The sequence below is a fragment of the Pseudomonas sp. GM78 genome (assembly GCF_000282475.1).
Taxonomy (GTDB): domain Bacteria; phylum Pseudomonadota; class Gammaproteobacteria; order Pseudomonadales; family Pseudomonadaceae; genus Aquipseudomonas.
Genome location: NZ_AKJF01000067.1, coordinates 39,911 through 55,560 on the forward strand (window position 1 = coordinate 39,911; position 15,650 = coordinate 55,560).

Genomic DNA, 15,650 nt, shown 5'->3' on the forward strand with positions numbered 1-15,650 from the left:
TGCCCTCATCAGTCACCGTCGTTGGCGTTGAAGCCCAGTTGGATGCCCAGCGCCTTGGCCAGCTCGCCTTCGTGCAGGCGGTGGACGACGTTGAGGCTGTCGTAGAGATCGTTGAGTTGCTGGCGACCGGCGTCGTCATTGAGCATTTCGGTCAACGAGCGCTGGTTGCTGGCGAACAGTTTCAACGAGGCGGCATAGGCGGCGTCGATCTTGTCGGCCAATGGCTTCTGCTCGCTCGGCAACAGGCCGCGCAGGCCTTTGTTGTCGACACCTTCCCACACGGTTTTGGCGGCGGCCAGGCTGGCCTCCAGGGCGGTCAGGGACGACTGGCTACGCCAGGCATCGGCCTGGAACGGCTGCGGCACGCCTTTGCTCTGGCGGCCCATCGGCGTACCGAGCTTCTTCTTCAAGGTATCGAGGGCGGTGACCTGCACACGCAACAGGTCGGCGATCGCTTCGTGGGAATCGGCGTAACGCTGGTTCGGGAACTTGCTCATCTGCGCGAGCATGCCGTCGGTGTTGTTCCAGCTTTTGAGGATTTCTTCAGCCAGTTCTTTCTGGCGCTCGCCAATGGCGATCAGCAGTGGGCAGTACTTGGCCTTTTGCTCGGCATTGGCCACATCAGGCTTGCTGTCGAACAGGATGTATTCGTAGGCCGACAGGCCTTGAACCACCACGCTGGACTTGGCCAGGGCGGCGGCATCGATCTGCGGTTGTGCAGTGACCAGTTGCTCGACCTGGCGGCCGACCAGGTTCTTCTTGTCCGGCCAGAATTGCACCTGCCAGGCACGGTTGCCCTCGGCCAGTGGACCAATCAGCAGCGGCTGCAGCTCGGCCCAGGCTTTTTGCGCGTGCAGGAAGTCGGCGCGGGCGGTTTCGAGGTTCGCCTTGCCTTCGCAGTAGGCGAGGGCGCTGACGGCCAACTGGCGGTCTGCTTCAACCCAGCGGGTGTAGGTCGGCAGAATCACTGACTTGGCGATCGCGGCCGAGGTGACGGCTTGTGGGTCCTGCGGCGAGCAGGCGCCCAAGGCTAGCGCGGCAAGGCTGGTGAACAACAATTTGGGACGGAACATGTCGGGCTCCCGCGGGAAGATGCGTATTAAAGGGAATTCAAGAAGGCCAGCAACGCAGCGCGCTGCTCGGCATTGAAAGACAAAACCTGTTGCTGCGCCGCTGTTGCCTCGCCGCCATGCCAGAGCACGGCTTCGAGCAGATTGCGGGCGCGGCCGTCATGCAGGAACTGGGTGTGGCCACTGACGGCTTCAGTCAAACCGATGCCCCACAACGGCGGGGTGCGCCAGTCGCGGCCTCCGGCCTGGAATTCAGTGCGGTTGTCGGCCAGGCCGTCGCCCATGTCATGCAGCAGCAGATCGCTGTACGGGCGAATCACTTGATTGGCCAGTTCAGGTTCGGCGGCGTTGGCGGCGGTGGTGTACTTGGGGGTGTGACAGGATTGGCAGCCGGCCTGGTAGAACAGGTTCTTGCCGGCCAGAACCTCAGGTGTGCCGACATCGCGGCGTGCCGGTACGGCGAGGTTGCGGGTGTAGAACAGCACCAGGCGCAGGATATTGTCGCTGACTTCCGGCTCGCCATCGGGGCCATTGCCACTTGTGGCCTGCTTGCAGGCCGTTTGCGTCTCGGTGCAGTCGTCAAAGGGTCTCAGGCGGGTGGTGAGGCCCATATCGCCGGAAAACGCGTGAACATTTTGTTGATTGAGGTTCGGCTGCCCGGCTTTCCAGCCAAATCGCCCGAGCACGGTTTTCTGCTGCACGTCATCCCAGACCTGGTTCGGGCGTCCGGCAATGCCGTTTTTCGCTTTAGCCTGCGCGTGCGCATTTGCCAGGATGGCCTCTTCGGGAATGGCCTCCAGCAAGCCCAGGCCAATCATCGGCGGCGCCACACGTGCCGAGAATCGCGTGTCGGGGTGCATCGGGCCGTAGTTCAGTTGAGTGATGTTCAGGCTCGGTTTGCGCAGCTCGATTTCGGTACCGTCCTTGAAACGAACCATCACCGGCGTGTAATCGACCCGCACCTTGCCTTCCGGCATGACGCCAGGCACGGCCATGTCCTGGAACTGCCCGCCATACACCGGCTCAGGTACGACACCCTGTTGCTCGATGACCTTGGCGTAGGCCGGGGTGTCGGGAATCGACAGGCGTACCAGCATCGACACCGCATTGCGCGCATCGGGCGCCGGCGGGTGACCGCGGCCATCCTTGATATGGCAGCCCTGGCAGGCGTTGGTATTGAACAGCGGGCCGAGGCCGTCGCGGGCGGTGGTGGTCGACGGAGCGATCACCCAGGGGTTGCGAAAGAAACTGTTGCCGACGCTGAAGTCCACGCGCCGCGACGGAGGCAGGTTGGCGGAGGGCAGCGAAAAGGCGTTCTGGTCGGTCTTGCGCACGGTCGTGCCACCGCCGGAGCGGGCTTCACCGGGTTCGGCCTGGGTGAACTTCGGGGCGTCATCGCAAGCACTCAGGCCAAGGGCCAGCAACAGTGCGGACAAGCGAAGAGGCAGCGAGGGCATCAGACATCCTGCAAGACGAGCAAAACAAGGGCGCAAAGTCTAACAGGGGATGGGAATTTGAATAAGAGGAATTATCGTTTGCTTGATGTGGTTGTCCGGCAAACCGCGATCCCCTGTGGGAGCGGGCTTGCTCGCGAAAGCGGTGGGTCAGCAAACATCATCGTTGAATGTGAAACCGTATTCGCGAGCAAGCCCGCTCCCACATTGGTCAGTGTTCAGGCAGGCATGAAAAAGGCGACCCGAAGGTCGCCTTTTTATTCAGCCAGCGTTGATCAGAACTCGTGATCAGCGTTGTCCGGGTTCAGGTCGCTGATGCCCAGTTTGCCAGCGGCGGCTTCGATCGAACCGGTCTGCTTGACCAGGGATGCGATGGCGTCACGGACGATCTGGTTACCGGCGGTGTTGCCGGCAGCGATCAGCTGGTCGTAGTGCTCACCCTTGTTGGCGTGGTCGACGATGACCTGCATTTTGGCTTCGGTCGCAGCCAGGTCGGCTTTCAGGGCGGTGTCTGCCGCCGGATCGACCTTGGCCACCAGGGACGACAGGCTGGCGCCGGTCATTTTGGTGCCGTCGACACGGGTGTATTCGCCCAGGTACACGTTACGCACGCCTTTGGCATCGTAGAACTGCGAGTTGTGGGTGTTGTCGCTGAAGCAGTCGTGTTCGTCTTCCGGCGAGTTGGCTTCCAGGGAAACCTTCATGCGCTCGCCCGCCAGTTCGCCCAGGGACAGGCTACCCATGCCGAACAGCATTTTACGCAGGCCGCTTTCAGCCGGTTCCGCTTCCAGGGTGGCGCGGTAGTTGTCGGCCACGTTCGGCTTCCAGTTACCGACCATTTCTTCCAGGTCGCTGACCAGCAATTGAGTCACGGATTTGAGGTAAGCGCGGCGACGATCGTTGTGACCGCCGGTGGCGCCTTTGCCTTCCAGGTAGTCGGACGCTGGACGGTTGCCGGCGCCAGGGCCGGTGCCGTTCAGGTCCTGGCCCCAGAGCAGGAATTCGATGGCGTGGTAGCCGGTGGCGACGTTGGCCTCGGAACCGCCCAGCTCGTTCAGGCTGGCGAGTTTTTCCGGGGTGATGTCCTTCACGTCGACCTTGTCTTCTCCAACCTGGATTTGCGTATTGGCGATGATGTTGGCCGTGGCGCCAGGGTTACCCAGTGCGTGCTCGTAGGATTTGTCGACGTAGTCGATCAAGCCTTCGTCCAGTGGCCAGGCGTTCACCTGACCTTCCCAGTCGTCGATGATGGTGTTGCCAAAGCGGAACACTTCGCTCTGCAGGTAAGGAACGCGAGCAGCGATCCAGGCAGCCTTGGCGGCTTTCAAGGTATCGGCGTTCGGCTTGGCGAGGAACGCGTCGACGGCTGTTTGCAGGGTTTTCGCGGTAGATTCGGCATCGCTGTAAACGGCGAAAACCATGTCGGCGTAATGCGCGACAACGGCTTTGGCAGCTGCTTCGTCGACCTTGCTGGCAGCGGCAGGGGCTGCGGCGGGTGCTACCGGGGCTGCGGCAGTGCTGGCCGCTGGCGCAGGAGCGGCCGCTTTTTCTTTGTCTTTGCCTTCACCGCAACCGGCGAGGGAAATTGCGATGGCCAACAGACTGGCGGTAGCCAGAGGCATACGAATCATGGCGAACATCCTGCTTCGAGAGGGGGTGGTATAACGCGTCCGGCGCGCAAAACTGCCACATAATGCAAATCTTTCGCATTATGTGTAAAGGGTTGTGGTTGGAAATATTTCTTATTCACCTTGTAGGAGCGAGGCTTGCCCGCGAAGGCGGCTTTACTGACACACCGCATCGCCTGGTTCGCCTGCAAGCCGGGCTCCTACACGGGGGTTACAAGATTGCGGCATTACTGCGCTGGGCCTGTTTGAGGTAAGCCACCAGCTCTCGGGCCGGCAGGGGTTTGCTGTAGAAGTAGCCCTGACCCTCGTGGCAGCCTTCGGAGATGATGTAGGCCTCCTGCTCCAGGGTTTCCACGCCTTCGGCGATCACCTGCATACCCAGGCTCTTGCCCAATTGGATGATGGCGCGAACGATGGTTGCGTCGTCATCGTCATCGAGCAGGTCCTGGACGAAACTCTTGTCGATCTTGATCTTGTCCAGCGGCAGGCTTTTCAGATAACTCAGTGACGAATAACCCGTACCGAAGTCGTCGATCGCGATCAGCGCACCGGAGCGACGCAGGCTGAGCAAGTGCTGGGCGGCGGTGCTGATGTCTTCCATCAGGCCGGTTTCGGTGACTTCCAGCTCCAGGCTGCGCGGCGGCAGGCGATACATCTGCATCAGGTTGTTGATCACCCGCGGCAACTCGGCGTGGTGCAGCTGCACGGTGGAAAGATTTACCGCCATGCGCATGTCGCTGAAGCCCTGGTCGTGCCAGTCGCGCAACTGCTTGCAGGCCTGGTCCAGCACCCATTCACCGATGGCGATGATGGTGCCGTTCTGCTCGGCCAGGGGGATGAACAGGTCTGGTGGTACCAGCCCGTGGTCGGGATGCTGCCAGCGGATCAACGCTTCGACGCCGACCACCCGGTGATCGCGATAGCTGATCTGCGGTTGGTAGACCAGGTAGAACTGGTCGCGGGCCAGCGCATCGCGCAGGTCCTTTTCCAGCTCGCGGCGGCGGCGCATTTCGGTGTCGACGCTGGCGATATAGAACTGATAGCGGTTGCGCGAGCGCGTCTTGGCCAGGGTCATGGTCTGCTCGGCTTTTTGCAGCAACTTCTCGGTACTGTCGCCATCCTCGGGGAACAGGGTAATGCCGATGGTGGCGCGCAGGCGGATCTGTTGATGATCGAGGGCAAATGCCGCTTCCAGGTCATCGAGAATGCTTTGGGCCAGTTCGGCGGCTTCGTAGGGTTGCTCGATATCGGCCTGCACCAGGGCGAACTGGTCGCCACCCAGGCGGGCGAGGGCGCCCAGGCGTCCGCTGTGCGCGCGCAGGCGATCGGCCAGGGCCAGCAGCAACTGGTCGCCGGTCTGGTAGCTGAACTGTTCGTTGATGCCCTTGAAGTCATCGAGCCCGACACACAACACCGCGACCCGGCGTTGCAGCTTGCCGGCATCGACGAGGATCCTGTCCAGCTGTGTTTGCAATTGCTGGCGGTTCGGCAGGCCGGTAAGGAAATCGTACTGGGCCATGCGCAACAGGCTGTTTTCCGCTTCGTGGCGCAGGTGGGTGTTGCGCTCGATGGATTCGAGCAACTGGTTGGCGGTGTTGATCCACAGCCCCAGTTCGTTCTTCTCGTGGCCCTTGAGCAATGGAATCTTGTGCTCGCTGGGGCGGTCGGGGTTGATTTCGGTCAGGTGCTCGATGATTCGCGACAGGGGTTTGGTCAACAGCCAGTGATAGACCAGGTACAGCACCAGTCCCATGGCCATGGCACGCAGTACCCCGGAAATGAAGATGATCACCGAACTGACGATAAAGCCCTTGCCGTAGGTGGCGGTGTCGAGGGTGATGCTCAGGTCGCCGTAATACTCGCTGTAAGGGCCGCGCCCCACCAACTGGGTGGTGAAGGTGCGTTCCTTGCCGAGAATCAGGTCGGTCAGCCAGCGACTGCTGGAGTGCTGCAGCTCACGGGATTTTTGCGCCAGCATGGCTTCGTTGGGATGGCCAATGGAAGCCTGACGCACCGCATCATCCTGAAACAGGCCTTCGATCACCTGCATGCCCATTTCCCGGTCCAGGCTGTAGACGGCCTGGGTGGAGGGGTCGCGGAACATGTCGAGGATGCGTTCGGCATCGCCGGCGACGGCCTGGCGTGTTTTATAGGCATCGAACACGATCTGCGCGCAGCTCAAGACCACGCCGACGATCAATGCCGACAGGAGCACGACCCGGAGCAACTTCACCGACAAGCTGTTCTTGAGTTCCAGCTTCAAAGGGTAATTCCTTGTTCCGTGCGGGTAGCATCAAGTTGCCATGAGTATTGGCAATCCCGTGATGGCAGTCAAAGGGACAATCCATCCTGCGGAATTTTGCCTGCAGCTTGGCCGATTTGCTGTGTCTGGGGCAATTGCCCGATCAGTACTGTGTCGGTAGTCGAGTCCTTCAACTTGAGGGGAATTGGGACAAAATTTCCTTTCGTTAGATGTTAGACGGCTGTGGCGTTGAGGCAAGGTGCCGGGCGCTGCTTTTGGACTGGTCGCTCGCCCACAAAAAAGGCGACCCCCTGCGGGAGTCGCCTTGGCGTTAACTACGGTTGTCGCTTATTCCGACAGTTTGTAGGCAATCACGTAGTCACCCTGTTTGGTGCCCAGCGAGCCGTGACCGCCAGCCACGACCAGCACGTATTGCTTGCCGTCCTTGCCGGTGTAGGTCATCGGCGTGGTTTGCGCGCCTGCTGGCAGGCGGCCTTCCCACAGTTGCTTGCCGTTTTTCACGTCGTAGGCACGCAGGTACTGGTCGAGGGTGCCGCTGAGGAAACCGACGCCGCCAGCGGTGGTGAAGGTGCCGCCCAGGCTCGGGACGCCCATGCTCAGGGGGATCGGAACCGGCGAGCTGTCACGCACGGTACCGTTCTTGTGCATCCAGATTTTTTCATGGGTGGTCAGGTCGATCGCGGCCACGTAGCCCCACGCTGGCGCCTGGCACGGCAGGCCCATTGGCGACAGCAAGGCTTCGAGCACCACGCCGTACGGCGCGCCCTTGTTTGGCTGCACGCCTTCGGTTTCGCTTTTACGCGGGCCTTGGGCGGCGATTTCGGCGGCCGGGATCATTTTCGATTTGAACGCCATGTAGCTCGGGTTCACGAAGGCGATCTGACGCACCGGGTCAACCGAGATACCGCCCCAATCGAACACACCGAAATTGCCCGGGTACACGATCGAACCCTGCAGCGACGGCGGGGTGAACGGGCCGTCGTAGCGCATGGATTTGAAGTCGATCCGGCAGATCAGTTGGTCGAACGGCGTGACGCCCCACATGTCGCGCTCTTGCAGCGGCGGCGGCATCAGGTTCAGGTCGGATTTGGGTTGCGTCGGCGAGGTGTGGTCGCCTTCCACCGCGCCTTGCGGCACTGGCACTTCGTTGATCGGCACGATGGCCTGGCCGGTGCTGCGGTCCAGCACGTAGATGCTGCCTTGCTTGGTCGACGCCAGGACGGCCTGTTTCACGCCATCGGCGGTTTTCAGGTCCATCAGGGTCGGCTGGCCGCCGACGTCCATGTCCCACAGGTCATGGTGAGTGAACTGGAAGTGCCAGCGCACTTTACCGGTGGCGATGTCCAGGGCGGTCAGGCCGGCCGCGTGCAGTTCCGACTCGGGGGTACGCGCGCCGCCGAACTGGTCCGGGGTCTGGTTGCCCATCGGCAGGTACAGCATGCCGAGTTTTTCATCGACCGCGAACATGGACCACATGTTCGGCGAGTTGCGGGTGTAGGTCTTGCCCTCGGCAATCGGCGTCGTATCGTCCGGGTTGCCGCTGTCCCAGTTCCACACCAGCTTGCCGGTGTGCACGTCGAACGCGCGGATCACGCCGCTTGGCTCGTCAGTGGAGACGTTATCGGTGACATGGCCGCCAATCACCACCAGATCCTTGGTGACCGCAGGTGGCGAGGTGGAGTAGTAACCGCCGGCCGTGAAGCCGCCGATGTTGGCGCGCAGGTCGACCTGGCCCTTGTCGCCGAAGTCTTCGCACATCTTGCCGGTGTCGGCGTTCAGCGCGATCAGGCGGGTGTCGGCGGTCGGCAGGAAGATCTTGCGTGGGCAAGCGCTGGCCGGGGCCGGGCTGGCCGAACCGGTCGGGCTCTGTTCGGAGGCATACACGGCGTCATCGTGATAGGTCACGCCACGGCAGGTCATGTGTGCCCAACCCTTGAAGTTCGCCGCATTCTGCGTCGAGAGCTTCGGATCGAAACGCCAGATTTCCTTGCCGGTGTCCGGGTCCAGCGCGATCACCTGGCTGTGCGGCGTGCACACGTAGAGCATGCCGTTGACTTTCAGCGGGGTGTTTTCAGCGGTGGTTTCGCCCGGGTCGTTCGGCCCAGGCAGGTCACCGGTGCGGTAGGTCCAGGCCGGTACCAGCTTGTTGACGTTTTGCGGGGTGATCTGCGCCAGCGGCGAGTAACGGTCACCGTGGGCGCTGCGGCCGTAGGAGTTCCAGTCACCGTCGGGCATGGCCGGGGCGGTGTTGGTCATGCCCGGCACGCTGTCGCGGTCCAGTTGACCCTTGATTTCACCCGGGTTGGTGAACTGGCTGGCCAGGGCCGTTGCGCCCGCGATCACCACGGCCACGCTCAGGGCGCCGGTGCCCAGGGGGGCGGCGCCATCACGCAGCAGCGGTCGGCGGAACCACGGCAGCAACATGACCAGGCCCAGCGCGAACAGCATCGCCAGGCGCGGCACCAGCTGCCACCAGTCCAGGCCGACTTCCCACAGCGCCCAGACGGTGCTGGCGAACAGCACCAGTGCGTACAGGCCCAGCGCGGCACGGCGCGCGGCGATTAACAGGAGGCCGGTCAGCGCCAGGCCGATACCGGCCAGCAGGTAGTACAGCGAGCCGCCGAGCATGCTCAGCTTGATCCCGCCGGCCAGCATGGCCAGGCCCATTAGCAGAAGCAGAATGCCGAGCAGGGTCGGCAATAGACGGCTTCGACTCAAAGCACCGTCAGTGCTCATAGTGTGGTTCTCCGTGACGTTTCAAGTGGTCCCGCGCAGGTTCACTGTAGATGAGGATCCCGCGGGGGCGTGGTTCATACAAAAACCGGTTGGGGCGTCGCATTCCCCCTGTAGGAGCAAAGCTTGCTCGCGATTGCGGACTGTCGGCCGCATCTGCGGTGACTGACACTCCGTCATCGCGAGCAAGCTTTGCTCCTACAGGGTTTTGTGGTGTTGGTTAGAACGACGACTGGATCTTGATCCCGCCAATCAGCGCGTCATCGACCTCGTTCACGCCACCGGGGTGGCGGATGTATTGCAGGTTCGGGCGCACCGTCAGCCAGTTCGTGACGTGCACGCCGTAATAGAGTTCGGCGCTGTATTCGGTGTCCTGGGGCGGCAGGAAGGCCGGGTTGTCGTAGTCAAAGACTGCCTTGGCCTGATTGCTCGCCTGGGCATTCTTGCGATACGCCGGGTTGACGTGCACGCGGGCCATGGCAAAGCCGATGTCATCCCGGGCGCGTGCGTCGAACAGGCCTTTGTAGACGAGGCCGGCCTGGACATAGTTGTCGATGGCGTTGGTCTTCTTGTCGTGCATCGTGCCGTTGGCAAACACACTCAAGCCCCGACTGTGATCGCTGGCGACGCTGGTGATTTGTTGCTGGATACCGAGCCACACACCGTGCTTGCTCGATGCGCTGCGGTAAGCCTCGCCACTCAGGGCGGCGGGCTGACCGTTGCTGTCCTTGTAGACATCCTTGGCGTCGGCGTTGCTGTAGTAGTAGCCAGCCCGGTATTCACCCGGCAGACCGTTGAGCTTTGGCGTCCACACCAGCTCCACCGGCAGGATTGCCCCTTGGGTGCCGCTGCCGCTGAGCTTGAAGCCGTTGTCGCGATCGAGGTTCGATGGATTTTGCTCGTAAGCGCCGACCTGCGCGTACAGCTCCGGAGTCAGGTGATACTTGACCCGCAGCGCCCACTGGCTGACGGGCCAGTTGTACCAGATGTCGCCCACCCAGTTGCCGACCTGGGAGCCGCAGAACGCCAGGTTCTGGAAGTCGCAGGGGAAGCTGTTGAAGTCTTCGCCTTCACCGAAACGGCCGACCTTGATGTCGAGTGTCTGGTCGAAGAATTTCTGCTGGTACCACATCTGCGTCAGGCGCGTGGTCTGGCCACGGCCCCAGACTTCCTGCGCCGAAGTGAATCCGCCGACCCGCGGGTCGTTGATCCGGTCGTTGCTGATGTTGTTGCCGCTGCGTTTGGTGAGGGTCAGCTGGAACTCGGCGTCGTCCCAGCCGAGGATTTTCTGCAGGTCCAGGTGAGTGCCAAGCGCGAACTGATCGCTGTAGCGAGCGGTGCGATCGTGGTCGTAGCCGCCGTGCAAGTTGCTGCCCATTTCACCGGTGTAGTCGATCTTGAAGTCGTAGCCCTTTGCCGCCAGCTCGCTGCGGGTGCCGTTCCAGTCACCGAGCATCCACGGTGAGTCGCTGTCGAAGGCGGGCGCCGCCTGGCTAGCAGTGGCGAGGCTCAAAACGCTAAGCCCGGCGAACAGGCTCAAGGCTTTTTGGCGAGTGAAAGACGTAAAGACAGCGCTGTCTTTCGAGCGTTGTAAATCTGGCATAGGGAAGAAATTCTTGATCTTTTTCGGGGAAATGAACTGAAAGCAGCAAGGTGGGACGGGCAGCGGAAGCGTTTCAGCTGGGACGGGCGTAAGGATAATGTTCTGTTACAAATAGAGAAAGGGCTTTTACTGACAAGCTGCCTTTCAAAATCGGTAACAGTAGGCGCAGATCACCTACATTAAACACACAGGACACAGAGCGCTTCCCCCGAGCGAAGCCCTCGGCTAAGGTGCGCGCCTTCTGCATTTTCACTTCGCCCAAAGGCCTGGCATGAACGAAAACAACCCCGATCCGCTGCACGGCGTGACCCTGGAACAGATCCTCAATGCGCTGGTGACCCATTACGAATGGTCGGGGCTGGCCGAGCGCATCGATATCCGTTGCTTCAAGAGCGATCCGAGCATCAAGTCGAGCCTGGCATTCCTGCGCAAGACGCCGTGGGCGCGGGAGAAAGTCGAGCGCCTGTACGTGAAACTGATGCGCACCAAGCGCCCGGTCTGAGCATGGGGCAGCCGACTGCCGCGCGGCGGCGTTTTGTGGCGGTTGCCGCCATCCTCGGCTGGGCGGGATTGAGTATTCAGCTGTATCTGATCCTCTATTCACGCTGGAGCATCGACGCCAGCCTCATGGGCGGGTTGCTGAGTTTTTTCAGCTTTTTCACGGTGCTGAGCAACACTCTGGTGGCGACTGTCCTGACCTGCGAATGGACGTCCCGGGAATCGTCGTTGCGGCGCTGGTTTCTACAGCCGTGGGTGAGCAGCGCGGTGGCGGTGAGCATCGCCGTGGTCGGCCTGGGCTACAACGTCTTGCTGCGCCATTTGTGGCACCCCGAAGGCTGGCAGTGGCTGGCCGACGAGCTATTGCATGACGTCATGCCACTGCTGTTCCTGGGCTATTGGTGGTGGTGCGTCCCCAAAGGCACGTTGCGCCTGTGGCACATCGGCCTATGGGTGATCTACCCGCTAGTGTACTTCGCCTACTCGTTGCTGCGCGGGCATGTGCTGGCGGTCTATCCGTATCCGTTCATCGATGTGGACAAACTGGGTTATCCACAGGTGTTCGCCAACGCCGGCGGGCTGCTGGCGGGTTTTGTCCTGATTGCGCTGATAGTGATCGGATTGGACCGGCGGGCTCACTCTTCCTCGCTGTCATCCAGGCGCCAGTAGCCGACCGCCTTGACGAACTGCTCATCCAGCCCATGCTGGTCCAGCAGCACCCGGCGAATCTGCCGTGACACTTTGGTCTCGGTCGCCACCCACGCATACAGGCTGCCACCGGGCACCGTCAGTTGTTTCACGGTGCTCAACAAATGGTCCTTGCCACCCTCGCGCAACACCCAGATCACATCGACCTGCGCCGCACTTTCCAGCTTTTGCTGCTCGGCGCCGTTTTCCACTTCAATGACCACCAGCGCCCGCCGATTGGCCGCCAGGCTTTCCAGGCGTCGGGCGATGGCGGGCAGGGCGGTTTCGTCGCCGATCAGCAGGTAGCTGTCGAAGATATCCGGCACGATCATCGAGCCCCGAGGCCCGCCAATGTGCAGGAACTGCCCGGGTTCGGCCTGTTCGGCCCAGGTCGAGGCAGGGCCGTCGCCGTGCAGCACGAAATCGATATCCAGCTCCAGGGATTGCAGGTCGTAGCGGCGCGGGGTGTAGTCGCGCATGGCCGGCATCGGGCCGTTGTCTTTGCCGGCGCCGAGCACCAGGGTCTGCAGCGCCGCCTGTTGCTCCGCGTTTTGCGGGAACAGCAGTTTGACGTGGTCGTCGGTGCCGAGGCTGACGAAGCCGGCCAACTCAGGGCCGCCCAGGGTAATGCGGCGCATGCGCGGGGTCAGGTCGACGACGCGAAGCACCTCCAGGCGACGGCGTTTTATTTCATGCATGACGCGGTGAATGGTTTGGGACGGCACGATTACTTCAGTCATACGGCGGGCTCCTGGGCAGATTGAACGGCGGGGCCGTCGACAATGGCTTTGGCGGTGTTATTGAGCAGGGTGGCGACGCGCTGGATTTCTTCGGCGCTCCAGCGGCCGTGGTGCAGTTGCAAGGCATGGCGCAGGTTATGCACAGCCTCGTGAATTTGCGGCGGGCGATCATGACCGCGCAGCGAGCGCTTGCTGACATCGATGCGTGTGCGCACACCTTCCAGGGCAATCGCTTGCTCGCTTAAAGACAGACGTCCGGCGTCGGTCACGCTGTAGCGTTTTTTCCCGCCCTCGGCATCGCCCTGGATCATTTCGCTCTCTTCCAGAAAGGTCAGGGTCGGGTAGATCACCCCGGGACTGGGGCTGTAGGCGCCGTCGAACATGCCTTCGATCTGGCGGATCAGGTCGTAGCCGTGGCAAGGCTGCTCGGCAATCAACGCCAGCAGCAGCAATTTCAGGTCACCGGGGGCGAACACCCGTGGACCGCGGCCGCCGCGTTCGCGGCCGGGACGTTTTTCGAAGCCGTCACGGCCGTCGCCGTGCTCGCGGTGGGGGGAATGATGGTCTCTCATTTGCGTCTTCTCTCGTCGTGTTTAGATACAACGTAAGATATATCTTATGAAAAGGCAAACGCGATGGATCGGCGGTCAAGGGAGTGATTTGTAGGAAAGCCTGGGCGCGGTTCGGAAATTTGCTCAAGGTAATTTAGAGCTATTAATCTAATTGGGCATTTGGTATTTATATATAAGTGCCGACATGCCCGGAAATAAAGGGCTTTATTCCTGTATGTTTTTTTAGTTAAAACTGTATGTAGTATGGTTCTGACGGTCAAACAGTTTAAATCTAATATTTTGAGGTTTTTTCTTTCTGGTTGTAGTTCGCTTTTACTACATGTTGTGTGGAATTTACGTACTTACTTTCTTAGGAAATTGGTTGATTATTCCCTCCGTCGAAAGTTGAGCCAGATCGCCACTATTTGAGGCGATAAAAATAAAATGCCGACTTTCACATACCAATTACTCGAAAAAACAGGTACTCCACAATGTTCAAGAAGTTCGCAATCGCCGTCCCGATGACCCTCCTGGCCCTGAGCGCTTCAATGGCCTTCGCTGCGGAAGAATCGCGCACCTCCATCAACATCAGCGCCACCATTCCTACCCAGGTCTTCCATGCTCAACCGGTCAACCCTGACTTCGGTAAAGATGAAACAATGGCCTACCGCCTGGCCGATGGCACCTTGGAGCCGCTGCGTGCGACTTACGATGTTCGACACACCAACGGTTCGGTCGGTGCTTATGTGGAAGGCGGCCCGCAACCGCTGTTCAACGGTAGCAGCAACATCGCGCTGACCTATAGCTTCAACGGCGTCACCTTGACCGGCGCTTCTCAGGAAGTGGTTGGCGATACCGAGTCCAACGGCGGCATGCGGGCGGATCTGGTGATCGCCGCAGCCAAACCCACTGCCGCACAAACGGGCCTGTTCACGGCCACTCCAGTCGTGATCTTCGATGCTATTCCGCGCATCAACTAAGACAGCATGACTTAAGGCTCGGCCTTATTCGTTAACACTTGCCGGTCGATGGGCAGTTACTGCCTGTCGATCGGGTTTTAACGCACTTATCCTCAGAGTATTTCGTTCATGTTCCCGATGACTTCCATCGCGACGGCGCTTGCCCTTTTTTTCTGTGCAACGGCCTTGGCCGAACCAGCGGATAACGCTAATACGCCTCGAAGTTTGCTGGCGCAGGCCAAGGGTCTGCCCAGTGAGTTCGAAGAGCATTTTTTTGATGTGCCCCTGGCTGTGCGCGTGGAGCTCGACCAACAATTTCTCGGCGAGGCGATGGTGGTGTTAACACGCGACGATCGCATCACCCTCGTTGACTTCGCGGATGTCAGCGACAGCAGGCTCAAATCCAGTGAGCGCGACACCTGGTCAAATTATTTGAAGCAAGGTGTGGCGCTGGGTGGCTGCCAGGCCAACTGCCCGGAGCAACTGATGGCGGTGCACTACAGCCTGGAAAATTCACTGGTCTCGATCCTCACGGAAAACGCCGAGCGCGATGACCAGGCGCCGCTTTATTACAGTCAACCTGAAGGCGGCAGCACCGGACTGATCGTGCGCAACCAGCTCAACCTCAACGGTGGCCAGAATCAGGACCTGGGTGGGCGTTATGGCCTTGAGGCCAGCAGCAGCCTGGGCAACTGGACCCAAGCGGTCAACATCCAACTGTCGCGACTGGGTGGCCTGGATGATCAGACGTATCACTCGGTGAACGAGCTCTACACCCAGCGCGAACTGGAGGGCAGTTTTCTCCGTTTGGGTTTGTTCACGCCTTCGTCCGAAGGTCTGACCCGACAACCGCGCACGTTCGGCACCAGCCCCGACACGGCGCTGGGCGTGATGTATGGCAGTTCCGACAGCCTGGCGATCAATAACCCGAAGCCGGCGGTCTATCCGATTTATGTCACCGCCAACCGCCAGGGTTCGGTGGAAATCTACCGCGACGGTTTGCTGATCAATACCCAGGCGATGCCCGCGGGGCTGCAGACCCTCGATACCCGCCCGCTACCGGGTGGCATCTATGAAGTGGAAGTACGCCTGATCGAAGACGGTCAGATCACTTCCAGCACCCAGGAGCTGGTCTACAAACCGAGCAACTGGCGCAATCACGAAGAACGCTGGCGCTACAACCTGTTTGCCGGTCGTGAGTCCAAAGTGCTCAGCAACTGGGACGAGCAGGACGATGGCGACATGACCGCGGGCGCGGCGTTCAACTTCCTGCTGCACCCACGCGTGATCCTGGGCTTGAGTGGACGACAGGTGCGCGACGCGTTGCAGTACGGCACGTCGGTGGATTGGGCGATCGTCAACAATGCGAGTCTCTTTGCCAACATCTACCAGACCGAAGACTATGGCACCGGCCTGGATGTACAGGGGCTGTATTCCTACGGCAGCGGCAGCATCGTCGCCAGC

The 15,650-nt window shown here is 60.8% G+C and carries 12 protein-coding genes; 4 read left to right on the forward strand and 8 right to left on the reverse strand.

The annotated features are described in order from the left end of the window. Positions 1-8 precede the first annotated feature (8 nt). From PMI35_RS21590 to PMI35_RS21565, 6 genes are all read right to left on the reverse strand, one after another. A complete protein-coding gene (locus PMI35_RS21590) occupies positions 9-1,073 on the reverse strand; it encodes an imelysin family protein (RefSeq protein WP_008057563.1) in 1,065 nt (354 codons plus the stop codon). A gap of 26 nt (positions 1,074-1,099) precedes the next feature. Then, entirely contained in the window at positions 1,100-2,527 is a 1,428-nt protein-coding gene (locus tag PMI35_RS21585) for a di-heme oxidoreductase family protein (RefSeq protein ID WP_008057564.1), read from the reverse strand. Positions 2,528-2,799: 272 nt separating this feature from the next. After that, entirely contained in the window at positions 2,800-4,155 is a 1,356-nt protein-coding gene (locus PMI35_RS21580; RefSeq protein ID WP_008057565.1) for an imelysin family protein, read from the reverse strand. A 208-nt stretch (positions 4,156-4,363) separates the two neighbouring features. Continuing rightward, the gene (locus tag PMI35_RS21575) at positions 4,364-6,415 is read right to left on the reverse strand and encodes a putative bifunctional diguanylate cyclase/phosphodiesterase (RefSeq protein ID WP_008057566.1); all 2,052 of its coding nucleotides are present in this window, start codon (positions 6,413-6,415) and stop codon (positions 4,364-4,366) included. Between the two features lie 327 nt (positions 6,416-6,742). After that, complete coding sequence (locus PMI35_RS21570; protein ID WP_008057567.1) at positions 6,743-9,151, reverse strand: glucose/quinate/shikimate family membrane-bound PQQ-dependent dehydrogenase; 2,409 nt, start codon at positions 9,149-9,151, stop codon at positions 6,743-6,745. Positions 9,152-9,368: 217 nt separating this feature from the next. After that, positions 9,369-10,751 carry a carbohydrate porin gene (locus PMI35_RS21565; protein ID WP_008057568.1) on the reverse strand — a complete coding sequence of 461 codons (1,383 nt, stop codon included), beginning with the start codon at positions 10,749-10,751 and terminating at the stop codon, positions 9,369-9,371. A gap of 271 nt (positions 10,752-11,022) precedes the next feature. On the opposite strand from PMI35_RS21565, the gene PMI35_RS21560 reads away from it, so the two are divergent. Together PMI35_RS21560 and PMI35_RS21555 are read left to right on the forward strand one after the other, a co-directional pair. Beyond that, on the forward strand, positions 11,023-11,253 hold the full coding sequence (locus tag PMI35_RS21560; RefSeq protein WP_008057569.1) for a VF530 family DNA-binding protein: 231 nt from the start codon (positions 11,023-11,025) through the stop codon (positions 11,251-11,253). 2 nt (positions 11,254-11,255) lie between these two features. Continuing rightward, positions 11,256-11,918, forward strand: coding sequence for a Pr6Pr family membrane protein (locus PMI35_RS21555; RefSeq protein WP_008057570.1), 663 nt, complete (start codon positions 11,256-11,258; stop codon positions 11,916-11,918). Here the strand turns inward: PMI35_RS21555 and PMI35_RS21550 are convergent. Together PMI35_RS21550 and PMI35_RS21545 are read right to left on the reverse strand one after the other, a co-directional pair. After that, positions 11,885-12,676, reverse strand: coding sequence for a siderophore-interacting protein (locus PMI35_RS21550; RefSeq protein ID WP_008057571.1), 792 nt, complete (start codon positions 12,674-12,676; stop codon positions 11,885-11,887). The genes PMI35_RS21555 and PMI35_RS21550 overlap by 34 nt on opposite strands. Then, entirely contained in the window at positions 12,673-13,248 is a 576-nt protein-coding gene (locus PMI35_RS21545; protein ID WP_008057572.1) for a PadR family transcriptional regulator, read from the reverse strand. The genes PMI35_RS21550 and PMI35_RS21545 overlap by 4 nt, the downstream gene beginning before the upstream one ends. A gap of 470 nt (positions 13,249-13,718) precedes the next feature. Between PMI35_RS21545 and PMI35_RS21540 the strand changes: the two genes are divergently transcribed. Together PMI35_RS21540 and PMI35_RS21535 are read left to right on the forward strand one after the other, a co-directional pair. Further along, positions 13,719-14,207, forward strand: a complete 489-nt coding sequence (locus PMI35_RS21540; protein ID WP_008057573.1) for a CS1 type fimbrial major subunit — start codon at positions 13,719-13,721, stop codon at positions 14,205-14,207. Positions 14,208-14,315: 108 nt separating this feature from the next. Beyond that, on the forward strand, positions 14,316-15,650 hold a 1,335-nt coding region (locus PMI35_RS21535; protein WP_008057574.1), incomplete at its 3' end, for a TcfC E-set like domain-containing protein.

Coding starts and splice junctions, on each gene's coding strand:
- PMI35_RS21590 (WP_008057563.1), bottom strand. CDS start 1,073: ATGTTCCGTCCCAAATTGTTGTTCACCAGCCTTGCCGCGCTAGCCTTG.
- PMI35_RS21585 (WP_008057564.1), bottom strand. CDS start 2,527: ATGCCCTCGCTGCCTCTTCGCTTGTCCGCACTGTTGCTGGCCCTTGGC.
- PMI35_RS21580 (WP_008057565.1), bottom strand. CDS start 4,155: ATGATTCGTATGCCTCTGGCTACCGCCAGTCTGTTGGCCATCGCAATT.
- PMI35_RS21570 (WP_008057567.1), bottom strand. CDS start 9,151: ATGAGCACTGACGGTGCTTTGAGTCGAAGCCGTCTATTGCCGACCCTG.
- PMI35_RS21565 (WP_008057568.1), bottom strand. CDS start 10,751: ATGCCAGATTTACAACGCTCGAAAGACAGCGCTGTCTTTACGTCTTTC.
- PMI35_RS21560 (WP_008057569.1), top strand. CDS start 11,023: ATGAACGAAAACAACCCCGATCCGCTGCACGGCGTGACCCTGGAACAG.
- PMI35_RS21555 (WP_008057570.1), top strand. CDS start 11,256: ATGGGGCAGCCGACTGCCGCGCGGCGGCGTTTTGTGGCGGTTGCCGCC.
- PMI35_RS21550 (WP_008057571.1), bottom strand. CDS start 12,676: ATGACTGAAGTAATCGTGCCGTCCCAAACCATTCACCGCGTCATGCAT.
- PMI35_RS21545 (WP_008057572.1), bottom strand. CDS start 13,248: ATGAGAGACCATCATTCCCCCCACCGCGAGCACGGCGACGGCCGTGAC.
- PMI35_RS21540 (WP_008057573.1), top strand. CDS start 13,719: ATGTTCAAGAAGTTCGCAATCGCCGTCCCGATGACCCTCCTGGCCCTG.